Consider the following 24,206-nt stretch of genomic DNA (forward strand, 5'->3'; position numbering starts at 1 on the left):
GGGTTACTTGACCGCGACCTGGGAGATGTCCAGGACGCCGGTCCAGTCGCTGATCACGACGTTCCTGATGTCCTTGCCGACCAGTCGCTTGTAGACGGGGTGGAACAGCGGCACGGTCAGGGCCTGCTCGCCGATCTTCTTGTCCAGTGCACCCCACCGCTTGGCGGCCTCGTCAAGATTCGTCAACTTGTTGATCGAATCAATCTCGGCATTGACCGACTTGTCATTGAGGAGGCCGGTGTTGAAGTTCGCGCCGTCCTTGACGATCTGGCGGCCGTCGAAGATCGGGGCGAGGAAGGGACCGCCGGAGGGCCAGTCGGCACCCCAGTGGGCGAGGAAGAAGCCGGGCTCGGTCCTGACGCTGTGGATCTTGTCCTTGTAGTCGTTGATCTCCAGGCCCTGCAGCTTGACGGTGATGCCGGCCTTCTTGAGCGCGTCCTGGATCGCGGTCGCGATCTCCGGGCTGGTCTCGAAGTCCTTGTCGTTGGAGTGCGTCAGGGTGACGGTGATCCCCTTCGGGCAACCGGCCTCCTTCAGCAGCTCCTTGGCCTTCGTCGCGTTGCCGGACGCGCCCGCCGGGAAGAGGTCGTAGGGGTCGTACCCGAAGGACTTCTGGTTGGGCAGGAAGGTGGTCGCGGCCTCGGCCAGCGACGAACCGCCCGCCGCGTTGACCACCGACGACCGGTCGACGGCGTACGAGATCGCCTGGCGCACCTTGACGTTGTTGAACGGCGCGACCGTGGGGTTGAACGCGATGTAGTTCGTGTAACCGAAGTGCCCGGTGCCGACGCGCGCCGCGAGTTCCTTGTCGCCGGTCACCTTGGCGAGCTCGGCAGGACCGAGGTTGGTGTCGGTCGTGACGGCGGTGGCGTCCGCTCCCTGGGACGACGACAGCCGCTGGTTGATCACGGACGAGTCGAGCCCCGACTTCACGTCGATCCTGTCCGGATAGGCCTTGCGCTCGGAGTCCGTGGCCGTGGACCAGTACGTGTTGCGCTCCAGGACGAGCGTCTCACCGTCGTTCTGGTTGCTGACGACCTTGTACGGCCCCGAGGAGATCGGGTGCTGCTCGTACTTGGTGCCCGTGTCCTTCCCCTGCGGGACGGGCGTGAACTGCGTCTGCGTGGCGAGGTAGGGGAACTCGCCCTCGGGCTTGTTCAGGTGGAAGACGATGGTCCGGCTGTCGGGAGTCTCGATCGCACTGAGCCCCTTCTTGTCCTTGTACGGCCCCTGGTAGTCGGCCGCGCCGACCAGCCAGTCCCGCAAGTAGGGCGCGCCGCCGGAGAGTTCGGGGGCGAAGGAGCGCTCGATGCCGTACTTGATGTCGGCCGAGGTGATCGCGGTGCCGTCCTCGTAGTTGAGGCCCTTCTTCAGGGTGTACGTCCAGACGGTCGCGTCCTTGTTGGGGCGCCCGGTGTCGGTGGCGAGGTCCGGGACGACCTTGGCGCCGGCCGCGCCGTTCTCACGGTTGCGGGTGGTGAGCGTACGGAAGACGAGGGAGGGGACGTTGCCGCCGCCGGAGGTGTACAGGCGCGCCGGGTCGAAGTCCTCCTGGGGGTTGGAGTTCAGGACCGTGAGCGTGCCGCCCTTGTGCGGCGTGGAGTCGCCACTTGAGCCCTTGGCATCGTTGTCCTTCGGCCCGCAGGCGGCGGCGCCCGCTGCCACGGCCAGGCTGACGGATGCCACGGCCACGCGCCGGGCTATGACGGACGGTTGACGCATCGGAATGACGACCTCTCGGGGGGGATGTTCGGGAATTCTCATGGGGTTTCCCGAATAGTGAGACGGATGGACGAGGGGTGAGACGGAAATGAACAGGCGTCTGCCCCGGCGTCAGGTCGTCGGAAATGCCCTGCCGAAGTCACACGGGCAAGGGCGGAGTGGTGCGGGTCGCGACACGAACGCCAGGGGCGGTGTTCAGCGACAGAGGATGTCGGCCACGCAGAGCGGGGTCACGCCGATGAGCGCCAGCTCGATGGCGGCGCGATTCGCGACATGACTAGACCACATGCCCAAAAATATGAAGGATGCTGCGGCTCGTGTCAATGTGACATAAGCGTCGCCCGTCAACTCCCCGGGTACGGCCAGGGGTTCGCCAGACAGTGGATCCCGTCGTGGTCGAGGAACTTGGTCTGCTGCTGCATGACCGGGGCCAACTCACCGTCCTTGTCGCAGGTGACGTGCCCGTAGCCAAGACGATGACCGACCTCATGGTTGATCAACATCTGTCGATACGCGTACATCTTGTCCCCATATGTTGACGACCCCTGCGCCCATCGATACGCATTGATCAACACACGTTCGGTGGCCGCCGAATCGCACGACACATTGTCCTCGGTGGTGTCGAGGCCGGATTTGGCGCACCACTTGGCGGTGGTACCAGGGCTCGCGAGGGTGATCACGAAGTCCGGTTTGCCGGAGTAGATACGCTCGAAGGTACGGGCGCCGTTGTGGGCCCAACTCCGTTTGTCGTTGAGCGTCTTCTGCACGGCCTCCGCGAAGAGCGTGCCGTCGAGCCCGAGCCCCTGTTCCACGTCCACGCGGTACGTGTACTTGCGCCCCTTGCCGGGCGCCTTGTCGACACCGGGCACCGCGTCGAACTTGTCCGGCCCCTTGAGCGTGGCGCTGAGCGGGTACTTCTTGTCCATCTTCTGGGCATACGTCAGAGTCTCCACCCGCGGCGAGGCGGACGTGCCGGCCTGCGCCGAGGCGGCACCGGTCCCCCGTACGTCCCGGGCCTGGTCGGTGGCCGCCTCCGACCGCACACCGCCCTTACCGCCGTCCCCGGCGACCTGTCCGGCGACGACGACGGCCAGCACGGTGGTGACGGCCGCAGCGGCGATGCCGGTGTAGGTACGCCCCTTGCCGCCCTTGGCGGAACCGGCGCCGACGCCGGGCCGGCCACGGTCGCCGGGCGGCGCGCCCGCACCGTCGACGTCGCCCTCGGTGCCGTTTTCGGCGTCGGTGCCGAAGTCACTCGCGGACGGCCAGTCGGTGACGGAGGCATACGGGTCGGAGCGGTGGGCGGCGACACTGGCCCGGGGCGCGAAGACGTCACCGTCCCCGTCTCCGTCGAAGGCGTCGACATAGTCCTGCCGGGGACCACGACCGCGCCGCCCACCTCGCCCGGTCCCGGCCTGAGGCGCAGGCGCCTGCCGCTGCCGGGGAATGGGAAGCACCGGGCCCGCCCCGGGAGGTACGGGTCCGCCGACGACCGGAGCTTGAGACACCCCGGACCGACCGCCCCGCCCCCTCAACTCGCCCCAACCGCCCCCGGATTCAGCCTGCTCGGGGTGCCCGGCCCGAGCCGGCGGAACACCGCGCGCGGGAGTGCCATCGGGAAAGCGGGGGGTGCCGTGCGCGGGCGTGCCGTCAGAAAAGCGCGGCATGCCATGTGCCGGAGTCCCGTCGGGCAAGCGGGGACTGCCGTGTGCGGGAGTCCCCTCCGCCAGGCGCGGAACACCACGCGCCGGAGTGCCGTCCGGAAGCCTCGGAAAGCCATGCGCTGGAGTTCCGTCCGGGAGCCTCGGAAAGCCGTGCGCCGGGGTCCCGTCGACGTAACGCGGCCCTCCAGGGCCCGGGTTCCCGCCCCCGGAACGCGGCGCACCCGGCCGGCTCGCCCCCGGCTGAGCCCCCTGACCCGCTTGGCCCGCTCGGTTCACTTGACCCGGCTGGCCCGGCTGACCCGGCCTGCCCGGCTGACCCACCCGGCTCGACCTGGCCGCCTCGCCCGGCTGGGACCCTTGAGCCCGCTGACGCCCTTGAGCGGCCCAACTGCCCTTGCCAGTACCGGCGTTGGCATTGACGTCGGCACCGGCCCCCGTGCCTATGCCTCCGTCCGCGGAGTCACCCTTGGAGTTGGATTTACGGCGACTATGGCGTCCCACGTCGCCTCCTCAACTCCCCGTGTTCGTATCGTCGCTCTTGCCGTCAGCCGCGGCAGCGCCGCCGCTCTCGCTCACCGTACTCACCGAACCGCCGTCACGGACCCCCCGCGCACCACTCCGGCCCCCTCGGCCACCGCGGCCCACCGCTTCCACGTCAGCCGTCCGACGCTCCGTCACCGCACCCGCGCCCGCACCGGTACCGGAACGGGCGCCGGTACCCGTGTCCGTCCCCAACTCCCCCGCATCCGCGAGCAGTTCACGAAACGCCGTGGCCACGGTCTCCGGGTACTCCATCATCGCGACATGCCCCGCGTCCGGCAGGGACAGCAGGCGGGAGTCGCGGAAGGCGCGGGCGGCCCGCTGGGCCATGCGGTAGCCGACCAACTGGTCGCGGCGGCCGTAGACGAGGAGGGTCGGGGCGAGGACGCGCTCGGCCTGGCGCCAGAGGCCGTGCTGGCCGCCCAGGGTGTACGCGTTCACGACGCCCCGGGAGGAACGGGCCATCACGTCCCAGAAGTACGGGAGTTGGAGCCGCCGTTCCAGTTCCTCGACGGCGTGGCGGAACTCCTCGGGCGTCACCTGGCCGGGATCGCCGTAGCAGAGGGCCATGACGCCGCGGACGCGCTGTTCGGCCGTCCATTCCCTGCTGACGCGGGTGAACAGCGAGGCCACTCCCGGTACGCCGAGCAGCGCCGTCGGGACGGCCGTGCGCTGGACGCGGAGTTCCGGGAGGGCCGGGGAGACCAGGGTGAGCGTGCGGACGAGGTCCGGGCGTACCGCGGCCACGCGGGTCGCGATCGCGCCGCCCAGGGAGTTGCCGAGGAGGTGCACCGGGCCGCGTCCGGCGGCGTCGAGGTGGCGGATGACCGCGCGGGCGTGCCCCGTCACCGAGTAGTCGCCGTCGTCCGGCGGCGGGGAGTCGCCGAAGCCCGGCAGGTCGAGGGCCTCGCTGTCGACCACGCCGTCGAGCCGGGCCATGAGCTGCGACCAGTTCTGCGAGGAACCGCCGAGCCCGTGGACGTACAACGCGGGCGGGAGTCCTTCGCGCGCCGGTGGCCTCGACCGCACCGTGAGGCTGATTCCCGGCAGCCGGACCGACCTGAGCCGCTCGCCGTCGCCGACTCTGACCGGCGCCACTTTGGGGAGCACGGCGGCGACCGACACGGAGGGCAGCTCTGTCGAAGACATGCGGCAATGTTACGAGACGATCACGCTGTGGTTCATGTGTTCGCCGTCACAGACAGCGAACGAGCCGCGGCGGACCGACGGCGCCCCGGCAGCGGGCGGGCGAACAGGGCAACTGCTCCGCTCATCGCATGGCGTCCGGATCGCGTGTCTCCTAGTCTCGTAGACAGGGCACCCGCATGTGGCCCCCTGCTTCGCCAGGGACGTACTAGGAAGGGAGCCCCTCATGGCCGTCGATCCCACCGATCCCGAGACCTTCGAGGACGAGAGCGGCGCCGCCGAACTCGGCGTCGAGGCTCCGGAGGACGACGCCGCCGAGCAGTCGACCGAGGTGACGGCGGGCCGCGAGGACCCGCTGACCGAGGTGGACCCGGACTCCGCGAACGAGGCCGACGTCATCGAACAGGCCCGGATCGTCTCCATCGACGAGGACGACTATCGCTGACCGCCCCACGGTCACCACCGTCCTCCGCCTCCCCCTGGAGCGCGTACCGAACCGCGCCCCCATGCCCGCTCCGTCCCCTTTCAAAACACTTTGCGCGACTTCCGTCACCGTCCGGTCCGTGAAATTCTGCGCTCGCAGCGCGCACACCAGGGTTACCGAAAAGTACGATGGCCGCGCGGCGCTCACCGCATGAGGACGACATTGGGAGGCGGCGTGACAGCCATCGAGCAGACAGAGGCGGCACGCCCGCGGGGCACCCGCCTGCCGCGCCGTGCCCGACGGAACCAGCTGCTGGGCGCCGCCCAGGAGGTCTTCGTCGCGCAGGGGTACCACGCGGCCGCGATGGACGACATCGCCGAGCGCGCCGGCGTCAGCAAGCCGGTGCTGTACCAGCACTTCCCCGGCAAGCTCGACCTCTACCTGGCCCTCCTCGACCAGCACTGCGAGTCGCTGATCCAGGCGGTGCAGACCGCCCTCGCGTCGACGTCCGACAACAAGCAGCGCGTCCGGGCCACGATGGACGCGTACTTCGCCTACGTGGAGGACGACGGCGGCGCCTTCCGGCTGGTCTTCGAGTCGGACCTGACGAACGAGCCCGCCGTGCGCGAACGCGTCGACAAGGTGACGAACGAGTGCGCCGTGGCGATCTGCGACGTCATCGCCGAGGACACCGGCCTCTCGCGGGCCGAGTCGATGCTCCTGGCCTCCGGTCTGGGCGGCCTCGCGCAGGTCGTCGCCCGCTCCTGGCTGCACAGCGACCGCAGCGTCCCGCGCGACCAGGCGGTCCAGCTGCTGGCCTCGCTGGCCTGGCGCGGCATCGCCGGTTTCCCGCTGCACGGGAGCGAACAGCACCACTGACCCGCGGGCTCCCCTTTTGTTCCCGTCCGGTGTTCGCTCCTGGCGTTCCCGGCGCGGAACATCTACGTCCTCTCACCGGGCTAGTGTGTGCTGCGTACGGCGCGGAAGATCGCGCACTTTGCTGACCGTCGGAGGGACACAGCGTGGAGGTCAAGATCGGCGTGCTGCACACGCCTCGCGAGATCGTTCTGGAGACCGGTCAGAGCGCCGAGGAGGTCGAGCAGGCCGTGGCCGAGGCACTGACCGGGAAGGCTCCGCTGCTGAGCCTCGTGGACGAGCACGGCCGCAAGGTCCTCGTCCCCGCCGACCGGCTCGCCTATGTCGAGCTCGGCGAGGCGGCCCCGCGCAAGGTGGGCTTCGGAGCGCTGTAGCCACGGACAGACGTGGGGGCCCGGTGACCGGAAAGGCCACCGGGCCCCCACGCGTTTCCATCACAGATGGAGCACAAGACGCCCACAGGGGAGGATTGCATTCCGCAGGTCACGGGTATGACCGGCTGTGACAGCAGTACGCAGGCCGACCGTGGGAGGGACCCCCGTGATGATCCTGGAAGCGCTCGGCTCCGCTGTGCTCGGTCTGCTCCTCGCCTGGGCCGCCACGCATCGGCTCGCGGACCGTCTTCCGGCCCGCACCCTGGTCTTCTCCACCGGTGTCGCGGGAGCGCTTTTCGGCGACTTCGTCACGCACAGCGCGCTGGGCCCCGGCAGTGGCCTGCCGAGCCTGCTCGGCGCCGCGGTCGTCTCGGCCGCCTCGCTCTCCCTGCTGCTTCGACCGTCGAGACGACTCCGGGGACGGTCGGCCCCCGCCTAGCCGTAGCTAGGCGGCAAGCCCTCCCGGCAACGGACGTAACCGGTCGACAAACCCCCGGGTCAGCCGACGTAACCGGTCGGCGAACCCCGGGGCAGCCGACGTAGCTAGGCGGCCAGCCCCAGCGCAGCCATCCGCTTGGTGTGCGCCTCGGTGATCCGGGAGAACATCCGGCCAACCTCCGCGAGGTCGAACCCGTCCGCCACGCCGCCCACGAGCATCGTCGACAGCGCGTCCCGGTCGGCGACCACCCGCTGCGACTGCGACAGCGCCTCGCCCATCAACCGCCGTGCCCACAGGGCGAGTCGGCCCCCCACGCGCGGGTCCGCGTCGATCGCCGCGCGCACCTTCTCCACGGCGAAACTGGCGTGCCCGGTGTCGTCGAGGACGCCGACCACCAGCGAGCGGGAGTCCTTGTCGAGGCGGGCCGCGACCTCGCGGTAGAAGTCGCTGGCGATCGAGTCGCCGACGTAGGCCTTGACGAGCCCTTCCAGCCAGTCCGAGGGCGCCGTCTGCTTGTGGAAGCCGTCGAGCGCGGCGACGAACGGCTGCATCGCCTCGGTCGGCTCGGCCCCGATCTCCGTGAGCCGGTCCCTGAGCTGCTCGAAGTGGTGGAACTCGGCCGACGCCATCTTCGCCAGCTCCGCCTTGTCCGCGAGCGTCGGCGCCAGCTTGGCGTCCTCCGCGAGCCGCTCGAACGCCGCCAGCTCGCCGTACGCGAGGGCGCCGAGCAGGTCCACGACCGCGTTGCGGTACTGGGGGTCGGCGGCGGCCGTGGCCCAGTCCTGGGCGGCGACTCCGGTGGGTTCGGCGGGTGCGTCGGAGGCATTGTCAGCGGTCGTCATGAAGCGCACAATAGCCCGCTCACCGCACGGCGGAAGGCCCTGGTCAATCACTGTGACGACGACTACGTGACCAAATCGGCCAACGCATGTGCGTGATTCCGGGGTATGGTGGTAATGCGCCCGCCGAGTATTCGCCGGGCCGCACGAATGAGGATGCCCGGTCGGTGGCCCGATCGGCTCCGACCCGACAGCCCTCCTCGCCCGTACGGCACGTTGCGTACGAAGTTCGGAGGGGGACCCTCAGCGGTTCGAGCGCTAGAGCGTCGGCAGTGGTCCCGTGCCTTTACGGCTTGCCGTACGGGCAGCCGACGTCCCCGGCACGGTCCTGACACGACCCCCGCGCTCGCCTCGCACCGCGCACACAGAAGAGGCAGCACCCTGACTACTTTCCGAGAGCTCGGAATCCTTCCCGAGACCGCTGAGGCCCTTGAGGCCGTCGGTATCGTCTCCCCCTTCCCGATCCAGGAGATGACGCTCCCCGTCGCCCTTTCCGGCACGGACGTCATCGGCCAGGCCAAGACCGGCACCGGCAAGACGCTGGGCTTCGGCCTCCCGCTCCTGGAGCGCGTGACCGTCCCCGCCGACGTCGAGGCCGGCCGCGCCAAGCCCGAGCAGCTGACCGACGCCCCGCAGGCGCTCGTCGTCGTGCCCACCCGCGAGCTGTGCACCCAGGTCACCAACGACCTGCTGACCGCCGGCAAGGTGCGCAACGTGCGCGTCCTCGCCATCTACGGCGGCCGGGCCTACGAGCCGCAGGTCGAGGCGCTCCGCAAGGGCGTCGACGTCGTCGTCGGCACCCCGGGCCGACTGCTCGACCTCGCCGGCCAGAAGAAGCTCGACCTCAAGCACATCCGGTCACTCGTCCTCGACGAGGCCGACGAGATGCTCGACCTGGGCTTCCTGCCCGATGTCGAGAAGATCATCAACTTCCTGCCGGCCCGCCGCCAGACGATGCTGTTCTCGGCGACCATGCCGGGCGCGGTCATCGGTCTCGCCCGCCGCTACATGACGCAGCCCACGCACATCCGCGCCACCTCGCCGGACGACGAGGGCAAGACGGTCGCGAACACCAAGCAGTTCGTCTACCGCGCGCACAACATGGACAAGCCCGAGCTCGTCGCCCGCATCCTGCAGGCCGAGGGCCGGGGCCTGGTCATGGTCTTCTGCCGCACCAAGCGCACCGCGGCCGACCTCGCCGACCAGCTCCAGCAGCGCGGCTTCGCCTCCGGCGCGGTCCACGGCGACCTCGGCCAGGGCGCCCGCGAGCAGGCGCTGCGCGCGTTCCGCAACGGCAAGGTCGACGTGCTCGTCTGCACCGACGTCGCCGCCCGCGGCATCGACGTCGAGGGCGTCACGCACGTCATCAACTACCAGTCCCCCGAGGACGAGAAGACCTACCTGCACCGCATCGGCCGTACCGGCCGCGCGGGCGCCAAGGGCATCGCGGTCACGCTCGTCGACTGGGACGACATCCCGCGCTGGCAGCTCATCAACAAGGCGCTGGACCTCAAGTTCAACGACCCGCCGGAGACGTACTCCACCTCCCCGCACTTCTTCGAGGAACTGAACATCCCCGCGGGCACCAAGGGTGTCCTGCCCCGCTCGGAGCGCACCCGCGCCGGGCTGGCCGCGGAGGAGGTCGAGGACCTCGGCGAGACCGGCGGTCGCGGCGGCCCGCGTGGCCGTGGCGGTCGGGACGCCGGCAGGGGCGGTCGTGACAGCGGCCGAGGCGGACGTGACAGCGGCCGGGACAACCGGAACGAGCCCCGCTCCGCTTCCGCTCCCGTCGACGCCGAGCGTCCGGCGCGCACCCCGCGCCGCCGCCGTCGTACGCGCAACGGCGCCCCGATGGAAGGGACTTCGGCCGCCACGGCCGTGACGTCCACGCCGGAGGAAACCGCGCTGGCCGCCTCCGAGGAGACGGCGACCCGCACTCCGCGCCGCCGTCGCCGCACCCGCAACGGAGCGACGGGAGAGCAGCTGCCGGCCACGGCAGTCACCTCCGCTGTCGCACCCGAGGCGGCGGAGAGCGCCGTGGCTACGGCCGAGGGCACGGCCCTGGACACCCCCGCGCCGACGCGCCGCCGTCGGACCCGCAAGTCCGCGGAGTCCTCGGAGTCGGCGGTCGCGACGGCCGAGACCGTGATCGCCGAGACGCCGGTGGCCGAGGCCCCGGTCGCCGAGGAGACGAAGCCGCGCCGCCGGACCCGTAAGGCCGTAGCTGCCACGGAGCCGGTCGGGACCGTGGCGGAGACCGTCGCCGCGGCCACTCCGGAGGCCGCCGCCGTGGCCGCCGTCGACACGGCCGAGGCCGTCGAGACCAAGCCGCGTCGCACCCGGACCCGGAAGACCGCGGCTCCGGCCGAGGTCGTCGCCGTGGACACGGCCGAGGGCACGGAGGCCAAGCCGCGCCGCCGTGCCGCGACCCGCAAGGCCGTCGCCGACATCCCGGCCCAGGTGGCCGAGGAGTCCGAGGTCAAGCCCCGCCGTGCGACCCGCAGGACCGCCGAGGCCCCGGCCGCGGTGGAGCCGGCGGTCACGGAGGAGGCCAGGCCTCGCCGGACCCGGAAGACCGCGGTCGCCGCCGAATCCGTGGTGGACACGGCCGAGGCCGTCGAGACCAAGCCGCGCCGTACCCGCAAGGTCGCCGCCGCGCCGGTGGCCACCGAGGCAACGGAGACCGCTGAGGTCAAGCCGCGCCGGACGCGGAAGACCGCGGTCGCCACCGAGGCCGCCGAAGCGGTCCTGGACACGGTCGAGGCCGTCGAGGCGAAGCCCCGTCGGACCCGCAAGGCGGCCGCCGCTCCGGTAGCCGCCGAAGCGTCGGAGGCGGCCGAGGTCAAGCCGCGTCGGACGCGCAAGGTCGCTGCCGAGCCGGTGGCCACCGAGGCGGCCGAGACCAAGCCGCGCAGCACCCGGACCCGGAAGACCGCGGCCGTCGCCGCCGAAACCGTGGCCGAGGACGCGGAGGCCAAGCCGCGCCGCCGTGCCGCGACCCGCAAGGCCGTCGCCGACATCCCGGCCCAGGTGGCCGAGGAGTCGGAGGTCAAGCCCCGTCGCCGTACGACGCGCAAGACCGCCGAGGCTCCGGTCGCGACGGAGACGGAGGCCGCCGAGGCGAAGCCCAGGGTGCGCCGTCCCCGCAAGGCCGCAGCAGCGGAGGTCGGCGAGAGCTGATCGCCGCCGAAGGTGACACCACCGAACGGCCCGGCCCACTCCACGTGGGCCGGGCCGTCGGCGTTCCCCCTCCGCTCGACGCTCCCGCTCCCCCGTTAACCCCGGTTACACCCTCCCGTCCCCATTCCGCTCACCTCCGCCGGATAACCTCAGGCCATGAGTAGGCCCCCCTCCTTCGTCCCGCCCCCCGGCGCTCGCGCGTACCCGCTGCGGACCGGTCGCGGTGAGTTCGCCGTCGTGGATTCGCCCGTGGCCGACGGTGTCGAGCCGAGGGGCGTCGCCCTGCTGCTGCCGGGATTCACCGGGAGCAAGGAGGACTTCAACCCCTTGCATGTGCAGCTCGGCGCGCGCGGGTATCGGACGGTCGCCGTGGACGGGCGGGGGCAGTACGAGACGGACGGCCCCCGGGACGACGAATCCGCCTACGCCCAGGACGAGTTGGCGCGGGACGTGCTCGCGCTGGCCGAGGCGGTCGGCGCGCCGGTGCAGCTGCTCGGACACTCCCTCGGCGGACAGGTCGCGCGGGCCGCCGTACTCCTGGACCACACGCCGTTCGTGTCACTGACGCTCATGGCGTCGGGACCCGCGCAGATCTCCGCGTCCCAGCAGGACCGGGTGAAGCTGTTGCGGGACGCGCTGAGTGTGATGTCGATGGCCGAGGTGTGGGACGCGATCCAGGCGATGGAGACGCCCGAGGAGACCGAGACCGGCGGTGCGCTGGACGAGGGGCTGGACGACCGGGAAGACCTGCGGCGCCGTTGGCTGGGCACCAAGCCGGCCCAACTCCTCGCCACGGGACGCCAGTTGTGCGTCGAGCCGGACCGGGTCGCCGAACTGGCCGCCGTCCCGCTCCCGTTCCACGTCCTGTCGGGTTCACGCGACGACACCTGGCCGGTGCCGCTCCTCGACGACATGGCCGTACGGCTGAAGGCGCGGCGGACGGTCGTCGCGCGGGCCGAGCACTCGCCGAACACGGACCAGCCGGACGCGACGGCCAAGGCCATCGCCGACTTCTGGGACACGGCAGCCCCGTAGGAAGGGAGTCAGCACTGCCCCTGTGGGAAGGGGTCAGTACTGCGTCTGCAGGTGCTCCCAGAACCCGTCCCGCAGCGACCGGCGCAGATCGGACTGACCGCGCAGGGAGTACTGCAGCAGCCCCTCCGCCTCCACCAGCAGATCCTGGTCGACCGAACCGGGCAGATACGGATGCCCGGGCAGGAGCTCCACCAGCGCCTCCCGTCCCCGCGCGGCGAGCCACTTGGCGGCGATCTGCGCGCCCACGAAGCGGACGTCGTCGCGGGTGGGCCGGGTGGCGGCGGCCTCGTAGACGGCGGCTGTGCGCCGGGAGACGTACGGCTTGAAGAAGTCGAGGTCGAAGGTGCGCTGGCTGTCGACCTCCCAGAGGAGCGGCTCGGCCTGGTTGCGGCCCTCGGGGGCCTCGATGCCCCACAGGTGGACGCGGGCGCCGTACCCCTGGGCCGCCTCGACCGCCGAGACCAGGTCCTCGTCGCCGCCGATGAGGGCCGCGTCGCTGATGGCGCGGTGCCGGGCGAGGGACTCCAGGTCGGAGCGGATGAGCGAATCGACGCCCTTCTGCTGGTTGTTGGCGTTGAGATTGCCCAACCGGACCTTCACGTCCGGGAGTTCGGCGATGGCCTGCTGCTCGGCGGTGTGGATGCGGCGCCGGGCTCCGTCGTACCAGTAGACGCGCAGCAGTCGGCTGTCCGCGAAGATCGTGCGGGCCTTGTCGATGAGCGCCTCGATGAGGCCCTCGGTGTCGAGGTCGAAGGTGCGCCGGTCCTCGGTCCCGGAGACGAGTCGGCCCGCGGCTGCATACAAATACCCGGCGTCGACGAAGATCGCATGCGTCGAGGGCGTCTTCGCCACTTCGGCGAGCATGCGCTGCAGCAGCTCGTTCGTGCGGTCGATGCGGGCGCTGAGGGCCGCGAGGTCGTCGTTCATCACCTCCATTGTCCCGGCGGTCACGCTGCGAACACAACCGGTCCCGGTCAGTCTCGCACCGATCCCTTACCGGTCAGTAATTAGGCGTTCGAAAAATTTCCTTAGCGTAGGGAATGTTTGTAACACGCACCCCGTTGACTACATACGTAACCAAGTAGTTCTCCTCAGGAGGATGACCAGACGAAGGGAGAAGCCAATGCGCTTCGAAATCATGCGTCTTGACGAGGTCGACGGCACCACCGTGGACAGCACCGTCGTGGACGCCGCCTCCGTCAATCGGATCGTGCAACAGGCCGCCGCCATAGGACAGCGACTGTGGATCCGCCCCGCCGACACCAAGACCTCGTAACACCTACGACCTTCGCCAGCGCACCGAAGACGCATCGCAACCACACTTCAGAACCCCCGTACGGCACCGACGCCGTGCGGGGGTTCCGCGTTCACCGGCCTCAGCCGGCGCGGATCACCTGGGTGACCCCGTTGATGATCTGCTGCACGGCGATGGCCGACAGCATCATCCCCGCGAGCCGCGTGACGAGGACGACCCCGCCGTCCTTGATGACCCGGATGATCAGCAGCGAGTACCGCATCACCACCCACAGCACGGCGTGGATGGCGAGGATCGCCGCCCACACCGACACCTGCGTGGCCACGCTGTCGGCCTTCTGCACGGCGAGGATGACGGACACGATCGCCCCGGGCCCGGCGAGCAGCGGCATGCCCAGCGGGACCAGCGCGACGTTGACGTCCTTGGTCTGCTTGGGCTCGTCGGTCTTGCCGGTGAGCAGGTCGAGCGCGATCAGCAGGAGCAGCAGCCCGCCCGCGATCATCAGCGCGGGCACCGAGACATGCAGGTAGTCGAGGATCTGGTGCCCGAGCAGCCCGAAGACGGTGATGACCCCGCCCGCGACACACACGGCCTGGAAGGCCATCCGCCTCTGCACCTTGGCCGGCCGTCCGGCGGTCAGCGCGAGAAAGATCGGGGTGATCCCGGGGGGATCCATGATGACAAAAAGGGTCAGGAAGAGAGAGCCGAAGACGGCGACGTCGAACATGGGTGAGCCACAAGCCTTGCAGAGAAGAGGTGAGCGGGGAGGACGCGGGCGGGGTCAGACTCCGCCGGCCCCCGGCACCGGGAACGCGCCGGTCGCGCGCCGCGTGATCTCGCCGTAGACCTCGGGATCGGTCGTGTACTCACCGAGCTGCACGGACTTGCGGCTCCCGTGGTAGTCGCTGGACCCGGTGGTCAGCAGGCCGAGTTCCTTCGCGAGCCCGCGCAGCCGCACCCGCGTCTCGGCGTCGTGGTCCATGTGGTCGACCTCGATGCCGTCGAGCCCGGCCGCGGCCATCTCGGCGATGGCGGACTCGGGCACGGTGCGCCCGCGCTTGCTGGCCCCAGGATGCGCGAACACGGTCACGCCCCCCGCGGCCTTGACCAGCCGGATCGCCTCGAACGGATCGGTCTCGTGCTTCGCCACATGGGCCCGGCCGCCGTCGCCCAGCCAGTCCGCGGTGAAGGCGTCGTTCACGGTCGGTACGACACCCAGCTCGACCAGCGCGGTGGCGACATGCGGCCGCCCGACCGAACCCTCGCCGGCGATCCGCGCGATCTGCTCCCAGGTGACCGGCACGCCGAGCCCCTGAAGCCGCTCCACCATGGCCCGGGCCCGCGGCACCCGGTCGTCCCGCACCAGCTCCCGCTCCGCGAGCAGCGCCGGCTCCTCGGGATCGAAGAGATAGGCCAGCATGTGCATCGAGATCCCGTCGATCCGACAGGACATCTCGGCCCCGGTCACGAGCGTGAGCCCCGAGGGCAACGCGTCGATCGCCTCGCCGTACCCACGACTGGTGTCGTGATCGGTCAGCCCGACGACGTCCAGCCCGGCGGCAGCGGCATTCCGCACCAGCTCAGCGGGCGAGTCCGTACCGTCGGAGGCCGTGGAGTGGGTGTGCAGATCGATACGCACGCGCAGGCTCCAGACGGCGACAGTTCAACAAGGGACCACTCAAGGGTAACGGCATCCCAAGGACCCCTTCGAACACGCTGAGCCGCAGCCCCCAAGGGGCGCGGGGCTGTGTCGATATGCGGCTCCGCCGCGTGGGCGCGACAAGCCCCCACGCACCCTCACCCGCCCCACAACCGACCGAGACACCCCCTTGGGCGCTACGGCTCCAGCAAGCGCGGCGACAACGCACCACAGGGCACGAGATCGACCTCCGCCCCGGCATCCCGCAAATCCGTGAGCACCAGCTCGTCGTACATCAACAGCCCCGACTGCTCGGGCCAGACAACGGCCCACAGCCACAGCCCCAACGCCTCCCCGGCGAAAACGGCCCGATCATCCGGCGCCGTAGCCACATGCCACAACGGCGTGGGCCGCCCGGCGGCCAACAACTTCGCCTGCGGTGGCTTCTCGACGCTCATGTACGGCCCCGGGTCCGGCCCGTCGATCCCGGCGTACCGCGCACCGAGCCCGACACCGAGCTCCTCCGCGACGAGGATCAGCTCACCCATCCCACCGAGCGGCCCGGGCCCGGAACACGCGACAGCCGTCGCCCGCCCCCCGCTCCGGTCGTCCCCCGCGCACGCCACGCCCGTGAACAGCCAGCCGACCGGCAGGGGCCACGGCATCCACACGGGTACCTGCGTGCGGTGCACGACGACGCTGAGGGCCTCGACGCTCGGCGGGATCACGGGCTGCACCGGATGCACCGTGCCGTGGACATCACACTGCCAGGAATCGGCGAAGAGTCCGGGAGCCCTGACCCGGCCACCGCACTTCGGGCAACTGGGTTCGCCCCTCATAGGGCCCCACGGTCCTACCCTCGCACCCGCACGTCAAGGACGATCACCCGTCCGGACGGGACCACTCACGTTACAAAACTAGATGCATCTTGCATTTATTACCTTGCCTAACTTACTATGTGCATATACCAACTACTTGGGAGGAAGCATGGACGGGACGGACGACCCCTTCGACACCGGAGCCGGCACCGGCAGCCTGCTGCGCCAGCCGAAGGCCGTATGGGCCACCGCGGGCGCCTCGGTCGTCGCCTTCATGGGCATCGGGCTCGTCGACCCGATCCTGCCGTCGATAGCCAAGGGCCTGGACGCCACCGCCGGCCAGGTCTCCCTGCTCTTCACCTCGTACTTCCTGATCACCGCCGTCGCGATGCTGGTGACCGGCTTCGTCTCCAGCCGGATCGGCGGCAAGAAGACCCTGCTGCTCGGCCTCGCCCTCGTCGTGGTCTTCGCCGGACTCGCCGGCACCTCGGGCTCGGTCGGCGAACTCGTCGGCTTCCGGGCCGGCTGGGGCCTCGGCAACGCGCTGTTCGTCTCGACGGCCCTCGCGGTCATCGTCGGCGCGGCGGCCGGCGGCAGCGCCGCGGCGATCCTGCTCTACGAGTCCGCCCTCGGCCTCGGCATGGCCTGCGGCCCGCTGGTCGGCGCCCTGCTGGGCAACCAGAGCTGGCGCTACCCCTTCTTCGGCACCGCGTTCCTGATGGCGATCGGCTTCCTGTGCATCACGGCATTCCTGAAGGAACAGCCGAAGCCCGCCCGCAAGACCTCACTGCTGGACCCCCTCAAGGCGCTCGGCCACGGCGGTCTGGCCTCCGCGGCCGTGTCGTCCTTCTTCTACAACTACACGTTCTTCACCGTGCTGGCCTTCACCCCGTTCGTGCTGGACATGACCCCCTACAAGTCGGGTGCCGTGTTCTTCGCCTGGGGTGTGCTGCTCGCCGTCTTCTCGGTCTTCGTCGCCCCGCGCCTGCAGTCCCGCTTCGGCTCCCTGAAGGTGCTCGGCGGCTCCCTGGTACTGCTCGCCGTCGACGTGCTCGTCCTCGGCTACGGCAGCCACACCACGGCCGTCGTCTGCACGATCCTGTCCGGCGCGTTCATCGGCGTGAACAACACCGTCTACACCGAGCTGGCCCTCGGCGTCTCGGACGCGCCGCGCCCGGTGGCGAGCGCGGGCTACAACTTCGTCCGCTGGTTCGCCGCGGCCGCCGCGCCGTTCTTCGCGCCGAAGATCGAGGGCTGGAGCAACATCCACATCCCGTTCGTGGTCGCCGCCGTCACCGCGACGCTGGGCGCGCTGGTGGTCGTCGTACGACGGAACGCGCTCACGCACGAGGCGGAAGTGCTGGAGCCGAAGCACGCGTCCGAGGACGGTGTCGCGGTGTTCGCCAACTAGCCGGATCCCGGCCGCCGTTGGTGAGCTTGCTCACTCCGGCCGTCAGTCGAGCGGGACGGACTTGCGGGACGGATCCCGCAGGTCCGTCCCGTTTGTCAGCCAGCGCTCCTGGAGGGCCTGGGCGCCGTGGACGCGTTTCCAGGCGGCCTCGTTCGGGGTCATGGGGAGCAGGGGGAGAAAGCGGACCGGGTCGAGGGGCGCGTCGAGGTCCAGGTCCTCGACCAGGCCGCCCGGCTCGGCGACCAGCACCGAGGTGAACGGAGCGCCGGGCCACAGCGGTTCGCCCACGTCGAGGGAAGCGCCGGGGGCCACGACCACGCCCTCGACCTGCGGGGACGCGGCGAGCACGGCGAGCGGGCGGAGCACCTTGTCGGTGTCGGCGAGGCCGCCGCGCACGGAGAGGACCAGCTCGGCGCGGGGGCCCGCGACCGGGTCTGCGAGCATCGCCGTGGGGTCGCTCATGGGCTGTGCGGACATGCCGAGCGTGGCGTAGCGGACGATGCCGCCCTCCTGACCGGTGTCCTGGAAACGGAGTACCTCGACGCGGTCCGTGCCCAGGAAGGTGACCGCCGCGCGCGCGTCCGGTTCGCCCAGCGCGGTGCGCAACCGTGCCTCGACCAGAGCAAGAACATCAACCATGCGGGGAGCATAGAACTCGTCAGTACCGGGCAAAGCAGCGCCTTGACACTTCGGCCTGCTGATAGTCTGGGCCGGTCGTTCGGGCAGCACGCAGAAGCGTCGCGATCAAGTCCGACGCCGTTGAGACTCCCCTACGGGGGACCGGCCGGAGGAGGTGGGGCTGCAATGGACCGAAGTCGACCTGGCAGTACCACCCGCTCTTCCGGCCGCTGATGTCGTAGCTCTGGTTCTGGCCTCCAGCCGGCTGTCGCCGCTCGCACTTCTTCACCGTCGCGGAAGAGCACTTCGTTTCTTTACCTGATCTGTCCGGCCGTGTCCGTGGTCCGCCTGTTCCGAAGACGGCCCGAAGTCGGTCGGTGCCTGTAAGTCAGTGCAGTGCCTGTATCAGTAGCGAAACTCGCCACCGCGACGGTGCGGTGCTCCCCGCTTTGTGGACGTGCCAAACATCCGCACACAGGACGTCCCCATTCCGGGCAGTTCCAACCGTCGTTGGCGCCTTTCGTTGCTCGTCGCGAAGGAGCCCGCCATGTCGATGATCCGCGACCTGCGTGCCGTGGTCCGCCCGTCCCGCCCCTCCCTGCGCAAGGACGGCGGCGCGTACGACACCACGCGTGACCCCGGCACCCCGTCGGCCGTCGTCGACTGCGCCGTCTACCGCGACGGAGCCCGCGTCCACACCGGCAAGCCGTTCACCCCGCACGAGGCGATGCGCCAGGTGCGCCGTGACGGCGGCTTCGTGTGGATCGGGCTGCACGAGCCGACCGAGGCCGAATTCGCCGGTATCGCCGGGGAGTTCGGCCTCCACCCGCTCGCCGTCGAGGACGCCGTGCAGGCCCACCAGCGGCCCAAGCTGGAGCGCTACGACGACTCCCTGTTCACCGTCTTCAAGACCATCCACTACGTCGAGCACGACCGACTCACCGCCAACAGCGAGGTCGTCGAGACCGGCGAGGTCATGTGCTTCACCGGGCGGGACTTCTTCATCACCGTCCGGCACGGCGGGCAGGGCTCGCTGCGGGCGCTGCGCCACCGCCTCCAGGACGACCCCGAGCTGCTCGCCCGCGGACCCTCGGCGGTGCTGCACGCGATCGCCGACCATGTCGTCGACGGCTATGTCGCGGTCGCCGACGCGGTGCAGGACGACATCGACGAGGTCGAGACCGAGGTGTTCACGCCGGGCCGCAAGGGCGGGGTCTCGCGCGGTGTCGACTCGGCGCGGATCTACCAACTCAAGCGCGAGGTACTGGAGTTCAAGCGCGCGGTGTCGCCGCTGCTGCGTCCCATGCAGCTGCTGAGCGAGCGGCCGATGCGGCTGATCGACCCCGACATCCAGAAGTACTTCCGCGATGTCGCCGACCACCTCGCCCGGGTTCAGGAGCAGGTCATCGGTTTCGACGAGCTGCTGAACTCGATCCTCCAGGCCAACCTCGCGCAGGCGTCCGTCGCGCAGAACGAGGACATGCGGAAGATCACCGCGTGGGCCGCGATCATCGCCGTACCGACGATGGTGACCGGCGTGTACGGCATGAACTTCGAGCACATGCCCGAACTGCACGCGCGGTACGGGTATCCGGTGGTGCTCGCCTTCACGGTGACGGTCTGTCTGGCGATCCACCGCACGCTGAAGCGCAACGGCTGGCTGTGAGCGGCCTGGATAGGCTGGGCGACATGACTAGCAGCGAGCTGCTCGACCAGGCCCTCGTCGAGGAGGCCACGAAGAAGTCCGGCCTCGTCTGGGTCAACGGTCCGGGCGTACCGGCGCGTGCCCTGTGGCACGTCTGGCACGAGGGCGCGGCCTGTCTGGTCGGCGACGGTCCGGGCGAGCAGCCGCTGCCGGGACTGACCGACGGCGGCACGGCCGAGGTCACGGTCCGCAGCAAGGACAAGGGCGGCCGGCTGGTCGCCTGGACGGCGCAGGTCGTGGAACTGGCGCCGGGCTCCGAGGCCTGGACCGCGGCCGTCGGCGAGCTTAAGGGCAAGCGGCTCAACGCGCCCGACGGCGAGGCGATGACGGAGCGCTGGGCGCGCGAGTGCCGGGTGCTGCGGCTCGAACCGACGGGCGCCACGGCCGAGTTGCCCGAGGGGTCGCTGGCGGAACCTCCGCTGCCCTCTCCCGCGACGACCCGTCAGCCGGCCCCGGCCGCGCTGCCGCGCCTGCTGCTGAAGAAACACAAACGGCGGTAAGTACCGCTAGGAAGACGGCAGTTGCTTGCCGTAGTCGACAGTGTCGTCGTCCGCGGGTTCCGTCACGGCGAAGCTCTTGCCCCAGTCCGAGAAGGTCAGCGTGCCCGCGCCGCCCGCGCGGACCAGCCGGAGCGGATACGGCTTGCCCTCAAGGGAGACGTCGAGGGTGCCGCCGGAGCCGTCGTCGCCGGTGATACGGATCGTGCGGACGCCGTTCTGGTCGTGGTGTCCGTCCGTCGCGAGTGACCCGTGCAGGGTCAGCAGACTGGAGAGGAGGACGTCCTTGTCCGTGAAACCACTGAACTTCTTGTACGAGGGGTCGTCCTGCGGCACCTTCACGTACTTGCCGTGCAGCGAGTCGCCGACGCCCGAGTCCCCGTTGCTGTTCCAGAAGTCCGCGTCGGCCTTCAGATACAGCTGCTCGCCGACCCGCAGCAGCCCGAAGGTCGACCCCTTCGAGGTGACCGAGCCGGTGCCGCCGTCGGACTTCAGCCGCATGTCGAGCCTGTACGTCCGCCCGCTGGTGACGACGGTCCCGGACAGCCGTACCGCGTCGGCGGCGCCCGCCGCCGTCACCGACTTCGACTGGATCTTGTCGGCGGCCAGCTTGCCGACCCCGTTGGTCCCCGCGTCCGGATCCTCGCTGCACCCCGTCAGCACCAGGACGCAGACCGCGCCGAGCAGCGCCGCACGACGGTTTCGGACCTGGGGAATCGCAGTCACAGGTGGGGGCCTTTCGTGCGGCGGGCGGCGATGGCGTACGGCAGCGTACCGGGGTCGCCGCACCGTGCCGGAGCGGGTCCGTCCGGACCGCCCACCTGCGCGGATCGCATACGGACGGGCTAGCCTGAAGCCCGTCCGAGCGGGCAAATCGGAACATCCGGAAACCAGTAGAGAAAGGGAGGTGCGGCCATGGCAGGAGGCGCCCCCAGGGTCTTCGTCTCGCACCTCTCCGGTGTCGCCGTCTTCGATCCGAACGGCGACCAGGTGGGCCGCGTCCGCGATCTCGTCGTCATGCTCCGCGTCGGCCAAAGGCCCCCGCGCCTGCTCGGCCTGGTCGTCGAACTCTCCACCCGGCGCCGCATCTTCCTCCCCATGACCCGGGTCACCGGCATCGAGTCCGGCCAGGTCGTCACCACCGGCGTGCTCAACGTCCGCCGCTTCGAGCAACGGCCCACCGAGCGGCTGGTGTTCGGCGAACTCCTCGACCGGCGCGTCACCCTCGTGGAGACCGGCGAGGAGGTCACCGTCCTCGACCTGGCGGTGCAGCAGCTGCCGGCCCGCCGGGACTGGGAGATCGACCGGGTCTTCGTCCGCAAGGGCAGGGCCGGCGGAGCCTTCAGAAGGGCCAAGGGCGAGACGCTGACCGTGGAGTGGTCCGCCGTCACCGGTTTCTCCCTGGAGGAGCAGGGACAGGGCGCGGAGAGCCTCCTGGCCACCTTCGAGCAGCTGCGCCCTGCCGACCTCGCCAACGTCCTGCACCATCTCTCCCCCAAGCGCCGGGCCGAGGTCGCCGCCGCCCTCGACGACGACCGCCTCGCCGACGTCCTCGAAGAGCTCCCGGAGGACGACCAGATCGAGATCCTCGGCAAGCTGAAGGAGGAGCGCGCGGCGGACGTCCTGGAGGCGATGGACCCGGACGACGCGGCCGACCTGCTCGGCGAGCTGCCGGAGGAGGACCAGGAGCGGCTGCTGAACCTGATGGAGCCCTCCGAAGCCGCCGACGTACGCCGCCTGATGTCGTACGAGGAGCACACCGCGGGCGGCCTCATGACGACCGAGCCGATCGTCCTGCGCCCGGACGCGACCGTCGCCGACGCGCTCGCCCGGGTCCGCAACGCCGACCTCTCCCCGGCCCTCGCCGCCCAGGTCTACGTGTGCCGCCCGCCCGACGACACCCCGACCGGCAAGTACCTCGGCACCGTCCACTTCCAGCGGCTGCTGCGCGACCCGCCGTACACCCTGGTCAGCGCGATCATCGACGACGACCTGCAACCCCTGGACCCGAACGCCTCGTTGCAGCTCATCGCCGGGTTCTTCGCGACGTACGACATGGTCGCGGCGCCGGTGGTCGACGAGACCGGGTCGCTGCTCGGCGCGGTGACCGTGGACGACGTACTGGACCACATGCTGCCGCAGGACTGGCGGGAGACGGAATTCCACCTGGACGAGGACGAGGCAGGGACAGAGGAGGTGGCGGCTCATGACTCCTGAGCGCGAGACCACGCGTGAGCGGACACCGGCGGGCGCGACCGCCACCACCCGGTCGCGGACCCGGCTCGACCAGCCGCGCCCGCCCCGGCGCCGGCTGCTGCCCGAGTACGACCCGGAGGCCTTCGGACGGCTGTCGGAACGCATCGCCCGCTTCCTGGGCACCGGGCGGTTCATCGTCTGGATGACGATCGTCATCATCGTCTGGGTGCTGTGGAACATCTTCGCGCCCAGTGATCTGCGGTTCGACAACTACCCGTTCATCTTCCTCACCCTGATGCTGTCGCTCCAGGCCTCCTACGCCGCCCCGCTGATCCTGCTCGCGCAGAACCGGCAGGACGACCGCGACCGGGTCAACCTCGAACAGGACCGCAAGCAGAACGAGCGGTCGATCGCCGACACCGAGTACCTCACCCGCGAGATCGCCGCCCTGCGCATGGGGCTCGGCGAGGTGGCGACCCGGGACTGGATCCGCTCCGAGTTGCAGGACCTGGTCAAGGAACTGGACGTACGGCACGACGGGCATGTCGTATTCCCGGCAGAACGGTCTCCCGTGCGTGACGCAGACGACCGCTGAGGGGCTGGCCTAGGGGCCCGGTCGGCGCCGTACCATCGACCCATGGCTACGGAAGACGCGGTGCGTGAAGCACTGTCGACGGTGAACGACCCCGAGATCCACCGACCCATCACCGAACTGGGGATGGTCAAGTCGGTGGAGATCGGTGCGGACGGAGCGGTCGCGGTCACCGTGTACCTGACGGTCTCCGGCTGCCCCATGCGCGAGACGATCACGCAGCGCGTGACGGAGGCGGTCCTGGGTGTCGAGGGCGTCACCGGTGTCGACGTGACCCTCGACGTGATGAGCGACGAGCAGCGCAAGGAACTCGCGACCGCCCTGCGCGGTGGCACGGCCGAGCGCGAGGTCCCCTTCGCCAAGCCCGGCTCCCTCACCCGCGTCTACGCGGTCGCCTCCGGCAAGGGCGGCGTCGGCAAGTCCTCGGTGACGGTGAACCTCGCGGCGGCGATGGCGGCCGACGGCCTCAAGGTCGGGGTCGTCGACGCCGACATCTACGGCCACAGCGTGCCGCGCATGCTCGGCGCCGACGGCACTCCCACCCAGGTCGAGAACATGATCATGCCGCCGTCCGCGCACGGCGTGAAGGTCATCTCCATCGGCATGTTCACGCCGGGCAACGCCCCGGTCGTGTGGCGCGGCCCGATGCTCCACCGGGCGCTCCAGCAGTTCCTGGCGGACGTGTACTGGGGCGACCTGGACGTGCTGCTCCTCGACCTCCCGCCGGGCACGGGCGACATCGCGATCTCGGTCGCGCAGCTCGTCCCGAACGCCGAGATCCTCGTCGTGACGACCCCTCAGCAGGCGGCGGCCGAGGTCGCCGAGCGGGCCGGCTCCATCGCCGTGCAGACCCACCAGAAGATCGTCGGTGTCGTCGAGAACATGGCGGGCCTGCCCTGCCCGCACTGCGGCGAGATGGTCGACGTCTTCGGCACGGGCGGCGGCCAGTCGGTCGCGGACGGCCTGACGCGGACGACAGGAGCCTCGGTTCCCGTCCTCGGCTCCATCCCGATCGACGTCCGCCTCCGCGAGGGCGGCGACGACGGCAAGCCGGTGGTGCTGAGCGACCCGGACTCCCCTGCGGGCGCGGCCCTGAGGGATATCGCGGGCAAGCTCGGGGGACGGCAGCGAGGCCTTTCGGGACTGTCGCTGGGGATCACGCCCAAGAACAAGTTCTAGAGCTCTTCCTACGACGATGGGGGCGCCGTCCGGTGAGACGGCGCCCCCATCGTCGTA

General features: G+C 70.3%; 24 protein-coding genes. 13 read left to right on the forward strand and 11 right to left on the reverse strand.

All coding sequences use genetic code 11. The features are described from left to right. Positions 1 to 3: 3 nt before the first annotated feature. From ACWDEW_RS19475 to ACWDEW_RS19490, 4 genes are all read right to left on the reverse strand, one after another. Entirely contained in the window at positions 4 to 1,722 is a 1,719-nt protein-coding gene (locus tag ACWDEW_RS19475) for an ABC transporter substrate-binding protein (RefSeq protein WP_450514196.1), read from the reverse strand. 195 nt (positions 1,723 to 1,917) lie between these two features. Continuing rightward, complete coding sequence (locus tag ACWDEW_RS19480) at positions 1,918 to 2,010, reverse strand: Ms4533A family Cys-rich leader peptide (protein WP_317886218.1); 93 nt, start codon at positions 2,008 to 2,010, stop codon at positions 1,918 to 1,920. A gap of 56 nt (positions 2,011 to 2,066) precedes the next feature. Then, a complete protein-coding gene (locus ACWDEW_RS19485) occupies positions 2,067 to 3,887 on the reverse strand; it encodes a DUF3152 domain-containing protein (RefSeq protein ID WP_450514197.1) in 1,821 nt (606 codons plus the stop codon). Positions 3,888 to 3,896: 9 nt separating this feature from the next. Further along, positions 3,897 to 5,075: an alpha/beta fold hydrolase gene (locus tag ACWDEW_RS19490; protein WP_450514198.1), complete on the reverse strand. Its 1,179-nt coding sequence runs from the start codon at positions 5,073 to 5,075 to the stop codon at positions 3,897 to 3,899. A gap of 223 nt (positions 5,076 to 5,298) precedes the next feature. Here ACWDEW_RS19490 and ACWDEW_RS19495 point away from each other — a divergent pair, with 223 nt between their 5' ends. The 4 genes from ACWDEW_RS19495 to ACWDEW_RS19510 all read left to right on the forward strand — a co-directional run bounded on the left by ACWDEW_RS19495 (position 5,299) and on the right by ACWDEW_RS19510 (position 7,185). Continuing rightward, the gene (locus ACWDEW_RS19495) at positions 5,299 to 5,517 is read left to right on the forward strand and encodes a hypothetical protein (RefSeq protein WP_450514199.1); all 219 of its coding nucleotides are present in this window, start codon (positions 5,299 to 5,301) and stop codon (positions 5,515 to 5,517) included. A gap of 213 nt (positions 5,518 to 5,730) precedes the next feature. Next, positions 5,731 to 6,375, forward strand: a complete 645-nt coding sequence (locus ACWDEW_RS19500; RefSeq protein ID WP_200714443.1) for a TetR/AcrR family transcriptional regulator — start codon at positions 5,731 to 5,733, stop codon at positions 6,373 to 6,375. A gap of 143 nt (positions 6,376 to 6,518) precedes the next feature. Continuing rightward, positions 6,519 to 6,746, forward strand: coding sequence for a DUF3107 domain-containing protein (locus ACWDEW_RS19505; protein WP_019072095.1), 228 nt, complete (start codon positions 6,519 to 6,521; stop codon positions 6,744 to 6,746). Between the two features lie 169 nt (positions 6,747 to 6,915). Further along, on the forward strand, positions 6,916 to 7,185 hold the full coding sequence (locus ACWDEW_RS19510; protein WP_262056281.1) for a hypothetical protein: 270 nt from the start codon (positions 6,916 to 6,918) through the stop codon (positions 7,183 to 7,185). A 104-nt stretch (positions 7,186 to 7,289) separates the two neighbouring features. Here ACWDEW_RS19510 and ACWDEW_RS19515 read toward each other — a convergent pair whose 3' ends face one another. Then, positions 7,290 to 8,027 (reverse strand): ferritin-like fold-containing protein, encoded by a 738-nt coding sequence (locus ACWDEW_RS19515; protein ID WP_362975226.1) that lies wholly within the window; start codon positions 8,025 to 8,027, stop codon positions 7,290 to 7,292. A gap of 468 nt (positions 8,028 to 8,495) precedes the next feature. Here ACWDEW_RS19515 and ACWDEW_RS19520 point away from each other — a divergent pair, with 468 nt between their 5' ends. Both ACWDEW_RS19520 and ACWDEW_RS19525 read left to right on the forward strand, forming a co-directional pair. Next, positions 8,496 to 11,204 carry a DEAD/DEAH box helicase gene (locus ACWDEW_RS19520; RefSeq protein WP_450514200.1) on the forward strand — a complete coding sequence of 903 codons (2,709 nt, stop codon included), beginning with the start codon at positions 8,496 to 8,498 and terminating at the stop codon, positions 11,202 to 11,204. 156 nt (positions 11,205 to 11,360) lie between these two features. Continuing rightward, positions 11,361 to 12,239 (forward strand): alpha/beta fold hydrolase, encoded by an 879-nt coding sequence (locus ACWDEW_RS19525; protein WP_450514201.1) that lies wholly within the window; start codon positions 11,361 to 11,363, stop codon positions 12,237 to 12,239. A 33-nt stretch (positions 12,240 to 12,272) separates the two neighbouring features. Here ACWDEW_RS19525 and ACWDEW_RS19530 read toward each other — a convergent pair whose 3' ends face one another. After that, a complete protein-coding gene (locus ACWDEW_RS19530; protein ID WP_093629010.1) occupies positions 12,273 to 13,166 on the reverse strand; it encodes an NYN domain-containing protein in 894 nt (297 codons plus the stop codon). Between the two features lie 196 nt (positions 13,167 to 13,362). On the opposite strand from ACWDEW_RS19530, the gene ACWDEW_RS19535 reads away from it, so the two are divergent. Then, on the forward strand, positions 13,363 to 13,515 hold the full coding sequence (locus tag ACWDEW_RS19535) for a hypothetical protein (RefSeq protein ID WP_450514202.1): 153 nt from the start codon (positions 13,363 to 13,365) through the stop codon (positions 13,513 to 13,515). A gap of 100 nt (positions 13,516 to 13,615) precedes the next feature. Here the strand turns inward: ACWDEW_RS19535 and ACWDEW_RS19540 are convergent, their stop codons facing one another. From ACWDEW_RS19540 to ACWDEW_RS19550, 3 genes are all read right to left on the reverse strand, one after another. Further along, the gene (locus tag ACWDEW_RS19540; RefSeq protein WP_450514203.1) at positions 13,616 to 14,221 is read right to left on the reverse strand and encodes a MarC family protein; all 606 of its coding nucleotides are present in this window, start codon (positions 14,219 to 14,221) and stop codon (positions 13,616 to 13,618) included. 54 nt (positions 14,222 to 14,275) lie between these two features. Continuing rightward, the gene (locus ACWDEW_RS19545; protein WP_450514204.1) at positions 14,276 to 15,133 is read right to left on the reverse strand and encodes a PHP domain-containing protein; all 858 of its coding nucleotides are present in this window, start codon (positions 15,131 to 15,133) and stop codon (positions 14,276 to 14,278) included. A 197-nt stretch (positions 15,134 to 15,330) separates the two neighbouring features. Beyond that, a complete protein-coding gene (locus ACWDEW_RS19550; RefSeq protein WP_026179063.1) occupies positions 15,331 to 15,972 on the reverse strand; it encodes a DUF6758 family protein in 642 nt (213 codons plus the stop codon). Positions 15,973 to 16,120: 148 nt separating this feature from the next. Here ACWDEW_RS19550 and ACWDEW_RS19555 point away from each other — a divergent pair, with 148 nt between their 5' ends. After that, positions 16,121 to 17,362 (forward strand): MFS transporter, encoded by a 1,242-nt coding sequence (locus tag ACWDEW_RS19555; protein WP_450514205.1) that lies wholly within the window; start codon positions 16,121 to 16,123, stop codon positions 17,360 to 17,362. Between the two features lie 42 nt (positions 17,363 to 17,404). Here the strand turns inward: ACWDEW_RS19555 and ACWDEW_RS19560 are convergent, their stop codons facing one another. Further along, entirely contained in the window at positions 17,405 to 18,001 is a 597-nt protein-coding gene (locus ACWDEW_RS19560) for a suppressor of fused domain protein (protein ID WP_400979101.1), read from the reverse strand. Positions 18,002 to 18,527: 526 nt separating this feature from the next. On the opposite strand from ACWDEW_RS19560, the gene ACWDEW_RS19565 reads away from it, so the two are divergent. After that, positions 18,528 to 19,646: a magnesium and cobalt transport protein CorA gene (locus ACWDEW_RS19565; RefSeq protein ID WP_450514206.1), complete on the forward strand. Its 1,119-nt coding sequence runs from the start codon at positions 18,528 to 18,530 to the stop codon at positions 19,644 to 19,646. Positions 19,647 to 19,669: 23 nt separating this feature from the next. Further along, entirely contained in the window at positions 19,670 to 20,185 is a 516-nt protein-coding gene (locus ACWDEW_RS19570) for a hypothetical protein (RefSeq protein WP_450514207.1), read from the forward strand. Between the two features lie 6 nt (positions 20,186 to 20,191). On the opposite strand, the gene ACWDEW_RS19575 is transcribed toward ACWDEW_RS19570, so the two are convergent. Next, positions 20,192 to 20,908 carry a hypothetical protein gene (locus ACWDEW_RS19575; protein ID WP_450514208.1) on the reverse strand — a complete coding sequence of 239 codons (717 nt, stop codon included), beginning with the start codon at positions 20,906 to 20,908 and terminating at the stop codon, positions 20,192 to 20,194. Between the two features lie 189 nt (positions 20,909 to 21,097). On the opposite strand from ACWDEW_RS19575, the gene ACWDEW_RS19580 reads away from it, so the two are divergent. From ACWDEW_RS19580 to ACWDEW_RS19590, 3 genes are read left to right on the forward strand one after another with little or no spacing between them, the layout of a single operon-like run. Continuing rightward, positions 21,098 to 22,399, forward strand: coding sequence for a magnesium transporter MgtE N-terminal domain-containing protein (locus ACWDEW_RS19580; protein ID WP_450514209.1), 1,302 nt, complete (start codon positions 21,098 to 21,100; stop codon positions 22,397 to 22,399). Further along, positions 22,389 to 22,973, forward strand: coding sequence for a DUF1003 domain-containing protein (locus ACWDEW_RS19585; RefSeq protein ID WP_450514210.1), 585 nt, complete (start codon positions 22,389 to 22,391; stop codon positions 22,971 to 22,973). Before ACWDEW_RS19580 ends, ACWDEW_RS19585 begins: the two co-directional genes overlap by 11 nt. A gap of 42 nt (positions 22,974 to 23,015) precedes the next feature. Continuing rightward, a complete protein-coding gene (locus tag ACWDEW_RS19590; RefSeq protein ID WP_450514211.1) occupies positions 23,016 to 24,149 on the forward strand; it encodes an Mrp/NBP35 family ATP-binding protein in 1,134 nt (377 codons plus the stop codon). The last annotated feature ends 57 nt before the right edge of the window (positions 24,150 to 24,206 follow it).

Source organism: Streptomyces sp. NPDC001100 (assembly GCF_053598575.1).

Coding starts and splice junctions, on each gene's coding strand:
- ACWDEW_RS19590 (WP_450514211.1), top strand. CDS start 23,016: ATGGCTACGGAAGACGCGGTGCGTGAAGCACTGTCGACGGTGAACGAC.
- ACWDEW_RS19555 (WP_450514205.1), top strand. CDS start 16,121: ATGGACGGGACGGACGACCCCTTCGACACCGGAGCCGGCACCGGCAGC.
- ACWDEW_RS19515 (WP_362975226.1), bottom strand. CDS start 8,027: ATGACGACCGCTGACAATGCCTCCGACGCACCCGCCGAACCCACCGGA.
- ACWDEW_RS19525 (WP_450514201.1), top strand. CDS start 11,361: ATGAGTAGGCCCCCCTCCTTCGTCCCGCCCCCCGGCGCTCGCGCGTAC.
- ACWDEW_RS19550 (WP_026179063.1), bottom strand. CDS start 15,972: ATGAGGGGCGAACCCAGTTGCCCGAAGTGCGGTGGCCGGGTCAGGGCT.
- ACWDEW_RS19535 (WP_450514202.1), top strand. CDS start 13,363: ATGCGCTTCGAAATCATGCGTCTTGACGAGGTCGACGGCACCACCGTG.
- ACWDEW_RS19565 (WP_450514206.1), top strand. CDS start 18,528: ATGTCGATGATCCGCGACCTGCGTGCCGTGGTCCGCCCGTCCCGCCCC.
- ACWDEW_RS19490 (WP_450514198.1), bottom strand. CDS start 5,075: ATGTCTTCGACAGAGCTGCCCTCCGTGTCGGTCGCCGCCGTGCTCCCC.
- ACWDEW_RS19530 (WP_093629010.1), bottom strand. CDS start 13,166: ATGAACGACGACCTCGCGGCCCTCAGCGCCCGCATCGACCGCACGAAC.
- ACWDEW_RS19580 (WP_450514209.1), top strand. CDS start 21,098: ATGGCAGGAGGCGCCCCCAGGGTCTTCGTCTCGCACCTCTCCGGTGTC.
- ACWDEW_RS19570 (WP_450514207.1), top strand. CDS start 19,670: ATGACTAGCAGCGAGCTGCTCGACCAGGCCCTCGTCGAGGAGGCCACG.
- ACWDEW_RS19480 (WP_317886218.1), bottom strand. CDS start 2,010: ATGTGGTCTAGTCATGTCGCGAATCGCGCCGCCATCGAGCTGGCGCTC.
- ACWDEW_RS19585 (WP_450514210.1), top strand. CDS start 22,389: ATGACTCCTGAGCGCGAGACCACGCGTGAGCGGACACCGGCGGGCGCG.
- ACWDEW_RS19540 (WP_450514203.1), bottom strand. CDS start 14,221: ATGTTCGACGTCGCCGTCTTCGGCTCTCTCTTCCTGACCCTTTTTGTC.
- ACWDEW_RS19495 (WP_450514199.1), top strand. CDS start 5,299: ATGGCCGTCGATCCCACCGATCCCGAGACCTTCGAGGACGAGAGCGGC.
- ACWDEW_RS19560 (WP_400979101.1), bottom strand. CDS start 18,001: ATGGTTGATGTTCTTGCTCTGGTCGAGGCACGGTTGCGCACCGCGCTG.
- ACWDEW_RS19475 (WP_450514196.1), bottom strand. CDS start 1,722: ATGCGTCAACCGTCCGTCATAGCCCGGCGCGTGGCCGTGGCATCCGTC.
- ACWDEW_RS19510 (WP_262056281.1), top strand. CDS start 6,916: ATGATCCTGGAAGCGCTCGGCTCCGCTGTGCTCGGTCTGCTCCTCGCC.
- ACWDEW_RS19520 (WP_450514200.1), top strand. CDS start 8,496: ATGACGCTCCCCGTCGCCCTTTCCGGCACGGACGTCATCGGCCAGGCC.